Annotated in this window: 11 protein-coding genes; all 11 read left to right on the forward strand. The window is 69.4% G+C overall.

The window, feature by feature from the left end; genetic code table 11:
* Window positions 1-70 precede the first annotated feature (70 nt).
* The 11 genes from DX116_RS06820 to DX116_RS06870 all read left to right on the forward strand — a co-directional run bounded on the left by DX116_RS06820 (window position 71) and on the right by DX116_RS06870 (window position 10,771).
* Entirely contained in the window at window positions 71-766 is a 696-nt protein-coding gene (locus DX116_RS06820) for a GntR family transcriptional regulator (protein WP_147393607.1), read from the forward strand.
* Window positions 763-1,656 (forward strand): isocitrate lyase/PEP mutase family protein, encoded by an 894-nt coding sequence (locus DX116_RS06825; protein ID WP_119703383.1) that lies wholly within the window; start codon window positions 763-765, stop codon window positions 1,654-1,656. The genes DX116_RS06820 and DX116_RS06825 overlap by 4 nt, the downstream gene beginning before the upstream one ends.
* Window positions 1,653-3,062, forward strand: coding sequence for a dihydroorotase (locus tag DX116_RS06830; protein ID WP_119703384.1), 1,410 nt, complete (start codon window positions 1,653-1,655; stop codon window positions 3,060-3,062). Before DX116_RS06825 ends, DX116_RS06830 begins: the two co-directional genes overlap by 4 nt.
* Window positions 3,059-3,730 (forward strand): isochorismatase family protein, encoded by a 672-nt coding sequence (locus DX116_RS06835; RefSeq protein ID WP_119703385.1) that lies wholly within the window; start codon window positions 3,059-3,061, stop codon window positions 3,728-3,730. The genes DX116_RS06830 and DX116_RS06835 overlap by 4 nt, the downstream gene beginning before the upstream one ends.
* Window positions 3,730-4,044, forward strand: coding sequence for a DUF1330 domain-containing protein (locus DX116_RS06840; protein WP_119703386.1), 315 nt, complete (start codon window positions 3,730-3,732; stop codon window positions 4,042-4,044). The genes DX116_RS06835 and DX116_RS06840 overlap by 1 nt, the downstream gene beginning before the upstream one ends.
* A 479-nt stretch (window positions 4,045-4,523) precedes the next feature.
* Window positions 4,524-4,898 carry a cupin domain-containing protein gene (locus DX116_RS06845; RefSeq protein WP_119703387.1) on the forward strand — a complete coding sequence of 125 codons (375 nt, stop codon included), beginning with the start codon at window positions 4,524-4,526 and terminating at the stop codon, window positions 4,896-4,898.
* Window positions 4,895-5,758 (forward strand): MBL fold metallo-hydrolase, encoded by an 864-nt coding sequence (locus tag DX116_RS06850; RefSeq protein WP_119703388.1) that lies wholly within the window; start codon window positions 4,895-4,897, stop codon window positions 5,756-5,758. The genes DX116_RS06845 and DX116_RS06850 overlap by 4 nt, the downstream gene beginning before the upstream one ends.
* Before the next feature lie 74 nt (window positions 5,759-5,832).
* Complete coding sequence (locus tag DX116_RS06855) at window positions 5,833-6,975, forward strand: sugar ABC transporter substrate-binding protein (RefSeq protein WP_119703389.1); 1,143 nt, start codon at window positions 5,833-5,835, stop codon at window positions 6,973-6,975.
* A gap of 3 nt (window positions 6,976-6,978) precedes the next feature.
* A complete protein-coding gene (locus tag DX116_RS06860) occupies window positions 6,979-8,553 on the forward strand; it encodes a sugar ABC transporter ATP-binding protein (RefSeq protein ID WP_119703390.1) in 1,575 nt (524 codons plus the stop codon).
* Window positions 8,550-9,590 (forward strand): ABC transporter permease, encoded by a 1,041-nt coding sequence (locus tag DX116_RS06865; RefSeq protein WP_119703391.1) that lies wholly within the window; start codon window positions 8,550-8,552, stop codon window positions 9,588-9,590. The genes DX116_RS06860 and DX116_RS06865 overlap by 4 nt, the downstream gene beginning before the upstream one ends.
* Window positions 9,591-9,661: 71 nt before the next feature.
* A complete protein-coding gene (locus tag DX116_RS06870; protein ID WP_119703392.1) occupies window positions 9,662-10,771 on the forward strand; it encodes a Zn-dependent alcohol dehydrogenase in 1,110 nt (369 codons plus the stop codon).
* Window positions 10,772-10,804 lie beyond the last annotated feature (33 nt).

Genomic DNA, 10,804 nt, shown 5'->3' on the forward strand with positions numbered 1-10,804 from the left:
CGGCGGGGCAGAATCGAACGACCTGTCCCCTATCCCAGGGCCGATCCCTGACGGCCCGTGAGGAGCAACAGTGAGTGATGAAGCCGGCGCGGCGTTGACGCGCGATGGCACGTTCTCGCGGCGCACCGAGGTCGTCATCCGCGAGATGATCCTGGACGGAACGATCCCGCCGGGCGAGCGGCTCAACGAGGTTGCCCTGGCGTCGGCGCTCGGCATCAGCCGCGGTCCGCTGCGCGAGGCGATCCAACGGCTCGCCGGCGAGGGCCTCCTGACGATGATCAGCCATCGCGGGGCCTTCGTCCGCACCTTCGAGGCGCGCGAGATCGATGAGCTCTACGACATGCGCTGCGCCTACGAGATGTACGCGGCCCGCCTGATCTGCCAGCGGGCGGACGACGAGCAGCTGGCCGGGCTCGAGTCGTTCGTGGCCGACACCGGGCTCGCGATGGACGACACCAACGGGCGCTATCCGCCCGATCGCGACTTCCACCGCCGGCTCCTCGCGCTGGCCGGCAACGCGACGCTCGAGCGGGCGGCCCTCGACACGCAGGACCAGATCTCGCTGGCCCGCTCGATGTCGGCGAAGGCCCCCACCCGCGCGAAGGCCGCGCTCGGCGAGCACGAGGCCATCGTCGCGGCCCTGCGCTCGCGCGACGCCGACACCGCTGTCCTCCTCGTGCAGGAGCACCTCGAACACGCCCGGCGCGGCGCCCTTGCCGCGCTCGGCTTCACCGACGATCCTCGAAAGGGGAATGAGACCCCATGACCGACACCCCCGGCCTCCGTGCGCTCATCGAGCAGGCCACCTCTCCCATCCTGTTGCCCGGCGCGCCCAACGCGCTGACGGCTCGTGTCATCGAGCAGGCGGGGTTCGGGGCCGTGTACGTCTCCGGCGCGGGGGTCACCAACACCTACCTGGGCATGCCCGACCTGGGGCTGATGTCGGTCACCGAGCTGGTCGGCCACGTCGCCGCGATGGCCGAGTCGGTCTCGATCCCGCTCGTCGTCGACGCCGACACAGGCTTCGGCAACGCGCTCAACGTGCAGCGCACGGTGCGGCAGCTCGAGCGGGCCGGAGCCTCGGCGATCCAGCTCGAGGACCAGGTCAGCCCCAAGAAGTGTGGGCACTTCGCCGGCAAGGACGTCGTCTCGATGCAGGAGATGGTCGGCAAGGTCAAGGCCGCCGTCGACGCGCGTCTCGACGAGGACCTCCTGATCATCGCGCGCACCGACGCCCTGTCGACCGAGGGTCTCGACGCCGCGTGCGAGCGCGCCGCCGCCTACTCCGAGGCTGGTGCCGACATCCTGTTCATCGAGGCGCCCACCACGACCGAGCAGATGGCGCACATCGTGCGCACCGTGCCGGGCATCCACATGGCCAACATGGTCGAGGGCGGGCTCACGCCGCTGACGTCCCGCGACGAGCTGGGCGAGCTGGGCTTCTCGATCGCCCTCTACGCCAATGCCGCGATGCGCGGAGCCGTGGCCGGCATGCGCCAGGTGATGGACCACCTGCGCACCCATGGCGACACCAAGGACGCTGCCGACCTGATGATCAGCTGGTCCGACCGCCAGTCGCTCGTGCGCAAGCCCGAGTTCGACGAGCTCGACCGGCGATACGCCGCCGACCTTCCGGTCCAGGGAGTGATCGCATGACCGTGCACGACCTGCGCCTCTCGGGCGGACGTGTCTACCTGCACGGCACGGGCACCGCAGACGTCGACCTGCTGATCACCGACGGCCTGATCGCGGGCATCGTCTCGCGCGACTCCGACGCCGAGGCACGCGAGGTCGTCCAGCTGGACGGCAAGCTCGTGCTGCCGGGCGCGATCGACCCCCACGTGCACCTGGGCAAGGACATCCGCGTGCCCCGCGACCCCGACGACGCGCGTCTCGAGACCGCGTCCGCGGCCGCCGGCGGCATCACCTCGATGCTGGTCTACCTCATGAGCGGCGAGCCGTACGACACCGTCGTGCCCGGCGCGCAGGCCGTCATGGAGCAGGACTCCTACGTCGACTTCGGCTTCCACATCGTCGTCGGTTCCGACGACCACGTGCACGACATCCCGGCGTACATCCGCGAGTTCGGCATCTCGAGCTTCAAGTTCTTCATGAACTTCAAGGGCGACGAGGGCAAGTACCTCGGCCTGCCGGGCAACGACGACGGCTACATGTACGACGTGCTGGGCATGGCCGCCGACAACGGCGCCATGATCAACCCGCACCCCGAGAACATCGAGCTGGTCTGGAAGCTCAAGAACCGGCCGATCGACGAGTCGCGCGGCCCGCTGAGCGCCTGGAACCAGTCGCGGCCGTCGTTCGTCGAGGCCGAGGCCGTGCAGCGCGTCGCCTACATGGCCCAGATCACCGGCGCCTCGGTCTACGCGGTGCACACCAGCAGCCAGCTCGCACTCGAGGCGATGCAGCGCCAGCGTCGCTCCTACGAGAACCTCTTCGTCGAGACCTGCACGCAGTACCTCACGCTGACGACCGACGCCGACTGCGGCACGTACGGCAAGGTCAACCCGCCCATCCGCGAGCGAGCCGACCTCGAGACGCTCTGGACGGGGCTGGCCGACGGCTCGGTCGACACGGTGGGCTCCGACCACAACGCCCGCCACCGGGTCAACAAGGAGAAGGACATCTGGACCGCCTCGGCGGGCTTCCCCGGCACCGGTGGCGTGCTGCCGCTGACGCTGAGCGAGGGCCTGCGCCGCGGCGTCCCGCTCGAGCGGCTCGTCGACGCGACGTCGACCCGGTCGGCCAAGCTGTTCGGGATGTACCCCCAGAAGGGCACGATCCGCGTGGGCTCCGACGCCGACCTCGCTGTCGTCGACCTCGACGGCAGCTACACGATCAACGCCGCGACGCAGCACTCCGGAGCCGACTACACGCCGTGGGAGGGCACCGAGGTGCCGCTCAGCGTCGTCCACACGCTCGTCCGCGGGACGTTCGCCCTGCGCGACGGGCAGCTCGCCGACCACACCACGGGCCGGTACCTGCGCCGCGAGCGCAGCGGTGCCGCGGCCCTCGCCGCCGCCGAGAAGGAAGCAGACGCATGACCGACATCATCGATGACCTCACCCGCGAGCGCTACGACGCGGCCGGCTTCGGCCGTCCCGTCGGTCTCGGCAAGCGACCGGGACTGCTCATCATCGACGTGCAGTACCGCACGACCGGCACCGAGCCCCGCCCGTTCGACGAGGCCATCGGCGAGTTCACGACCAGCTGCGGCGACGTCGCCTGGGACGCGGTCGGCAACATCGCGCAGCTGCTCGCGCTGTTCCGCGAGAAGGGCTGGCCCGTGCTGTACCCGTACGTGGCGCCCAAGAAGGCGTTCGACGCCGGTGCGCTGGGCGCGAAGGTGCCCGGCATCATGGACATCCCCGACAAGGGGTACGAGTTCCACCCGGACATCGCGCCCCTCGAGGGCGAGATCCTGCTGCCCAAGCGGCACCCCAGCGCCTTCTTCGGCACGCCCCTGCTGAGCTACCTGGTGCAGGCCGGCATCGACTCGCTCGTCGTCACGGGCTGCTCGACGTCCGGTTGCGTGCGTGGCAGTGCCGTCGACGCGTTCTCGTACAACTACAAGGTCGCCGTCCCGTCCGACGCCGTCTACGACCGCAGCCCCCTGGTGCACGAGGTCAACCTGTTCGACATGGGGCAGAAGTACGCCGACGTGTCGACGACGGCCGACCTCATGACGTCGCTGCGCGCGATCGGCGACTGATGACGTCCGGGCCGGGCTACATCGTCGCCGAGGTGACGGTGCACGACGCCGAGACGTACGACCAGTACGTCGAGCGCAGCGGTCCCGTGCTCGAGAAGTACGGGGCCCGGCTCCTGGCGCATGCCTTCCCGTCGGCCGGCGAGCTGGTGGTCAAGGAGGGCGGGCGCACCTTCGAGCGCCTGGTGATCGTGCAGTTCGACAGCCTGGAACGGGTCACTGAGTTCTACCACTCACCCGACTACCAGGCCGTGATCGGCCTGCGCCACGACTCCGCGGAGTCGCACGTCTACCACCTGGCCGGCATCCCCGGCTGATCCGTCGCCTGTCGTTGCCCAGGGAGGCCGCTTGCGGCCGACGTCGCCTGTCGTCCCCCAGGGAGGCCGCTTGCGGCCGACCGTGAGCGTAGCGAGGGGGGCTGACGTCAGTGGTGGGGGTGTGGTTCGCCTCGGGCTTCGCCCTCACGGTCGCTTCGCTCCCTGGCGAACGAGGTGTGTCGTCCCCCAGGGACGCCGCTTGCGGCCGACGTCGCCTGTCGTCCCCCAGGGAGGCCGCTTGCGGCCGACCGTGAGCGCAGCGAGGGGGGCTGACGTCAGTGGTGAGGGTGTGGTTCGCCTCGGGCTTCGCCCTCGCGGTCGCTTCGCTCCCTGGAGAACGGGGGTAGCGGCGACGTCGATCAGGCCGGCTGGTGGGCTGCTTCTGGACGTTACACAACGTTTACTGAGAACTGTTGACAGTTTGCAGTTGACGCGGATAGCGTGACTCGCGTCATAGTCCGCCGACCGAAAGCAGATGCATGTACGCCGCAGCCTGGAGCTCGCTCCCCGAGGTCGAGGGCCTGCCCAACAACTTCCGCACCGCCGTCGCGGGGCGTGAGATGGGCGTCAACCAGATCCGCTGGGTCCACCCGACCGAGCTGCCGCCGCACACCCACGAGGACGCCGAGCAGGCCATCGTGATGCTGAGCGGACGCATCGCCTTCACGATCGACGGCACCGAGCTCGAGCTCTCGGCCGGCGACGTCTGCCTGGTGCCGCGCGGTTCCGTCCACGGCGGCCACAGCATCGAGGGCGAGGCCGTGTTCGTCGAGGTCTTCGCGCCGCTGCGCATCGAGAACCTCGTCGGCTTCCTCGGCGGACCGTCCATGCCGAAGCAGGAGAACCCCGCATGACCCTCCAGCAGATCACGCCTCGCGTCCACGTCGAGACCGCCCACCTGGGCAGCAACAACTCGATCATCGTCGGCGACGACGGACTCATCCTCGTCGACTCGCCCCACCGCCCGACCGACGCGATGCGCTGGAACGAGACGGTCTCCGCCTTCGGCGACACGCGCTTCGTCGTCAACACCGACCACCACCCTGACCACACCATCGGCAACTTCTGGATGGGCGGCGAGGTCGTCTCGCACCGCGGCACCCGCGAGCGGCTGCTCACCGACGCGCCCACCGACGAGTACCTGCGCGACCTGTTCGCACGCATCGATCCCGACGCGGTCGCGCTCGTCGACGACTACACCGTGCGCGTGCCCAACGTCGTCTTCAGCGAGCGTCTCGACGTCCACGTCGGCGGCGCGAGCCTCGAGCTGACGTTCCGCCCGGGTCACACGGCCAACAGCCTCCTCGCCTGGTTCCCCCAGGACGCCGTGATCTTCACCGGCGACATCGTGTGCGAGGCCGGCCTGCCGTCGTTCCAGGACTCGCGCCTGTCGAACTGGTTCGACGCCATCGACGCGGTCGCCGAGTACGACTTCGAGTTCCTCGTCCCCGGTCACGGGGAGGTGGCCGACCGGGCGGTGGTCGATCACTACCGCCAGCTCGGCCGTGAGGTCGTGGCCGAGGTGGCCGCGGCGATCGCCGCCGGTCACGATCGCGACCAGGCGTGCGACGAGATCCGCTTCGAGGACAACATCCACGTCGACACCGATGACTACGTCGGTTACCCCGACTCGCTCGTCGAGATGTTCCAGCGTCGCTCGATCACGGTCATCTACGACAACCTGATCGAGGACCCCAGCCTCGCGAACCGATAGCAGCCCATCCGAGACCCCAGCGAGCACGCAGCGTCCCTGCCTCACCCCCCACCCCCACCCCCTTTGGAGTAGTCATGAACACCAAGAAGTTCTCGGCAGTCGCGGTCACCGCGGCAGCCCTGCTCGTCCTGGGAGCCTGCGGCAGCGGCTCCTCGGACGGCGGATCCGGGTCGTCCGGCGACAGCAAGGCCGAGGTAGCCGCAGCGCAGAAGGCCGTCGACGCCGCCAAGGCGGTCCCGGGCACCGACGACCTCGGTGAGCCGATCGACGTCGCCTCGCTCAAGGGCAAGACGATCTACTCGATCCCGATCGACAGCAAGGCCGAGTTCTACTCGGTCGGCGAGAAGGCCATGAAGAAGGTCGCGGCCGAGGCCGGCGTCAACTTCGTGACCTTCCCGTCCGACGGCACGCAGACGTCGTTCCAGCAGGGCATCCAGCAGGCCATCAACGCCAAGGCCGGCGCGATCATGCTGAACGGTCCGCTCGCCTCGACCCTCGGCCCCCAGATCGACGCGGCCAAGAAGGCCGGCATCCCGGTCATCCCCCTGCACCTCAGCGACAGCGAGGGCGACGGCACGCCGGGTCTGGACTACGAGGCGTTCGCCCCGTTCAACCAGGCGGCTCGCCTGTTCACGCAGTACGCGATCGCCAACCTGAAGGGTGAGCCGGTCCACGCGCTGGTCATCCAGGTCTCCGAGACCGGCCCCTCCAAGGGCATGGTCAAGACGATCGAGGACACCCTGAAGGACGAGGCTCCGTCGGGCTCCAAGGCGACGGTCGTCAACGCACCGGTCGCCCAGTGGTCGACGCAGGTGCAGGGCCTCGTGCAGTCGGCCCTGCTGAAGGACCCGAAGATCAACGCGGTCCTGCCGATCTACGACTCGATCGCCCTCTACGCGGCGCCCGGCATCAAGCAGGCCGCGCCCAACCGCGACATCAAGATCTACAGCTTCAACGGCACGCCCGCGATCCTGAAGATGGTCAAGGACGGCTCCGTGGCCGTCAACGTCGCCGAGAACCCCGACTGGGTCTCGTACGTCAACCTCGACGTCGCCTTCCGCGCGATGCTCGGCGTGCCGCCGATCAAGGGCGAGACCGGACCCCTGCGTCTGATCGACAAGTCCAACGTCGACGAGACCGGCAACCCGCCGGCCAGCGGCAAGGGCTTCGGCGACGCGTACCCGGCCGCGTTCCTCAAGCTCTGGGGCCTGGCGTAGTCCATGACGGATCCCACGACGACCGTGGCGAGCAGCGGGGCGGCGACGTCCGCCCCGCTGCTCCGGGTCACCGGTCTCCACAAGTCCTTCAACGGCGTCCCCGCGCTGCGCGGCGTCGACCTCGACGTCCGCCCGGGAGAGGTGCACGGCCTCCTCGGTGCCAACGGCAGCGGCAAGTCGACCCTCATCAAGGTGCTCGCGGGCTTCCACGACGCCGACAGCGGCACGGTCAGCATCCACGGCCGTGACCTCAGCAGCCCCTTCGGCCCGCGCGGCCTCCGCGAGGAGGGCATGGGCTTCGTGCACCAGGACCTCGGCCTCGCGCCGGCCGGCACGGTGCTCGAGCACATGGCCCTCGACAACGTCGGTCACGCCAGCGGCTTCCGCCGCGTCGACTGGACGGCCGAGCGCACCCGCGTGCGTGAGCTGCTCGACCGCTTCGAGGTCGAGGTCGACGTCGACGCCACGATCGACATGCTCACCCCCGTGCAGCGCGCCATGGTCGCGGTCGTCCGGGCCGTCGGCGGCCAGGAGCGCATCGCCGGCGGCGAGCGGCGCGGTCAGATACTGGTGCTCGACGAGCCCACGGTCTTCCTGCCCCGGCACGAGGTCGGCATGCTGTTCGCGCTGCTCGACCGCCTGCGCGCGGCCGGCGACGCCGTGCTGCTCGTGAGCCACGACCTCGACGAGATCCTTCAGGTCACCGACCGCATCACGGTCTTCCGCAACGGCGAGACCGCCGGCACCCGCCACACCCAGGGCTCGACCCGCGACGACCTCGTGCAGCTGATCCTCGGCGCGCGCGACGAGCACGTGGCCAAGGGCGCGGCCGTCGTGCACGACGACCGACCGCCGCTGCTGTCGGCGCGCGGCCTGACCGGCAACCGCATCGTCGACCTCGACCTCGACCTGCACGCCGGCGAGGTCGTCGGCATCACGGGGCTGGCCGGATCCGGCTTCGAGGAGCTGCCCGAGCTGCTCTACGGCGTGCGGGCCCCGCGCGCCGGCACGGTCGTCCAGGAGGGCCAGCCCGTCACCGACCTGCGTCCTGCGGCATCGATGGCGCGCGGCGTCATCCTGATCCCCGCCGACCGCAAGGGCCAGGGAGGCGTGCTGGGGCTGACCGTCATGGAGAACATGTCGCTGCCGTTCCTGACCCGCCGTGCCCGCGGCTTCCGCGTCGACTGGAAGGCCATCGAGGCCCAGGCGCAGGAGGCGTGCGACCGGCTCAACGTCGTCCCGCCACGCCCCGAGGCGCAGTTCGGCCACCTGAGCGGCGGCAACCAGCAGAAGGCCCTGCTGGGCAAGTGGCTCGACACGGCGCCGCGGGTCATGCTGCTGAGCGAGCCCACGCAGGGCGTCGACATCGGAGCCCGCCGCGAGATCTTCAAGCTCATCCGGGCCGCCGTGGCCGAGGGCATGTCGGTCCTGTGTGCGACCTCCGACTACGAGCAGCTCGTCGAGATGGCCGACCGGGTCATCGTGCTCGACGAGGGCCGCATCCGCACCGAGATCCACGGGGACGACATCACCAAGGACGCGCTCGCGTCCGCCGTCTATGCAGAGGAAGCGTCATGACCACGACCGACCCGGTGAAGACCACCGCCACCCCGAAGGCGCCGCGCAAGGCGGCCAAGCGGCCTGCCGAGCCGGAGCGGTTCGCCCTCCTCGGGGTGTGGGCCGTGCTGTTCCTCGTGTTCAGCCTCATCGTGCCCGAGACCTTCCCGACGACGGCCAACATCTCCAACATGCTCGGCTCGCAGGCCGTGCTGCTGGTGCTGGCGCTCGGGCTCATCGTGCCGCTGCGCGCCGGCGACTACGACCTGTCGGTCGCCTCGACGCTCAACCTGTCGGCCGTCGTGGTGGCGGTGCTCAACGTCAACCAGGGCTGGAACATCTGGGCCGCGGTGATCGCCGCGATCCTGGTCAGCATGGTGGTCGGCGTCGTCAACGGCTTCATCATCACGCGTTTCGACATCGACCCGTTCATCGTGACGCTCGGCATCGGCACGGTCGTGCAGGGGCTGATCTACCAGATCTCGAACTCCGTCACGATCACCGGCGTCGACCGCAAGCTGTCCGACACGATGCTGACGCAGCCCTTCCTCGCGATCCCCGTCGACTTCTACTACGCGATCGCCCTGTGCGTCCTGGTCTGGTACGTCTTCGACCACACGGCCTTCGGCCAGCGCCTGCTGTTCGCCGGTCAGAGCCGCGACGTGGCCCGTCTCAACGGCGTCAACGTCTCGCGCCTGCGCTGGGTCTCGATGATCATCTCGGCCGGTGTCGCCGGTGTGGCCGGCGTGATCTACGCCGGCACCACGGCGAGCGCCGACCCGACGTCGGGCGCAGCCTTCCTGCTGCCGGCGTTCGCGGCCTGCTTCCTCGGCTCCACGGTGCTCAAGATCGGCCGTTTCAACCCCTGGGGCACGCTGATCGCCGTGTACTTCCTGGTCACCGGCATCACCGGACTGCAGCTGATGGGCGCGCAGCAGTACGTCCAGCAGCTCTTCTACGGCGGCGCGCTCGTCATCGCCGTGATCATGTCCAAGCTGGTCAAGACCCGCGGCGAGCGTCGTCGTCAGGCCGAGGTCCGGCCCGACGTGCCTGCCTGACCGCGTCCGTCCACACCCCGCAACCCCCATCCATCCGTCCTTCCAGAACACCCGATCGAAAGGTCACCACCATGAAGACCAACGCAGCTGTCATCCACGCCGTCGGCGAGGAGTGGAAGGTCCAGGAGCTCGACCTCAACGAGCCCGGCGACAACGAGGTCCGGATCAAGGTCATGGCCAGCGGGCTGTGCCACTCCGACGACCACTTCGTGACGGGTGACCTCGCGGTGGACCTGCCGATGGTCGGCGGGCACGAGGGCGCCGGCATCGTCGAGGCCGTCGGCTCGAAGGTCACCAAGGTCAAGGTCGGCGACCACGTCGCGACCCTGTTCATCCCCGCCTGCGGGCAGTGCGAGTACTGCGCCCGTGGCATGCAGTACATCTGCAACAACGGCGCCGGCATGGAGACCGGCATGGGCATGGACGGCAACGCGCACTTCCACGACGCCGACGGCAACGCGGTCGGTGGCGTGACCCGCCTGGGCACGTTCTCCAACTACCTCGTGTGCCACGAGATGCAGACCGTCAAGCTGCCCGAGGACATCCCGTTCGAGCTGGCCTGCCTGGCCTCGTGCGGCGTGGCGACGGGCTTCGGCGCGGCGGTCAACGGCGGCGTCAAGCCCGGCGACGTCGTGCTGGTGCTCGGCCTCGGCGGCGTCGGCGCCAACGCGGTGCAGGGCGCCAAGCACGCCGGTGCCGACCACATCATCGTGATCGAGCCGGTCGAGGCCAAGCACGACCAGGCCAAGGTGTTCGGCGCCACCGAGGCGTACGCCTCGATCCCCGACGCCCAGTCGCGCATCGACCACCTGACGAACGGCCAGGGCGTCGACGTCGCGCTGATCACGGTCGGTCGCGTCGACGGCGACATCATCGGCGACGCGTTCCGCGCGGTCGGCAAGGCCGGCACCTGCGTGCTCGTCTCGGTCGGCCAGGCCGCCGAGGGCATCTCGATCAGCCCGCAGGACTTCACCAACTTCGCCAAGCACTTCCAGGGCGTCATGTACGGCAACTGCAACCCGACCGCCGACATCCCCAAGCTGCTGAAGATGTACAAGGACGGCACGCTCAAGCTCGACGAGCTCGTGACGCGCCGCTACTCGCTCGACCAGATCAACGAGGCCGTCGACGACATGCACGCCGGACGCAACATCCGCGGCGTCGTCGTCCACGAGCACTGAGTCCGAGCCCCGCCTCCCTAAGGAGAACCACTG

This window comes from Aeromicrobium endophyticum, from assembly GCF_003586285.1.
Lineage (GTDB): Bacteria > Actinomycetota > Actinomycetes > Propionibacteriales > Nocardioidaceae > Aeromicrobium > Aeromicrobium endophyticum.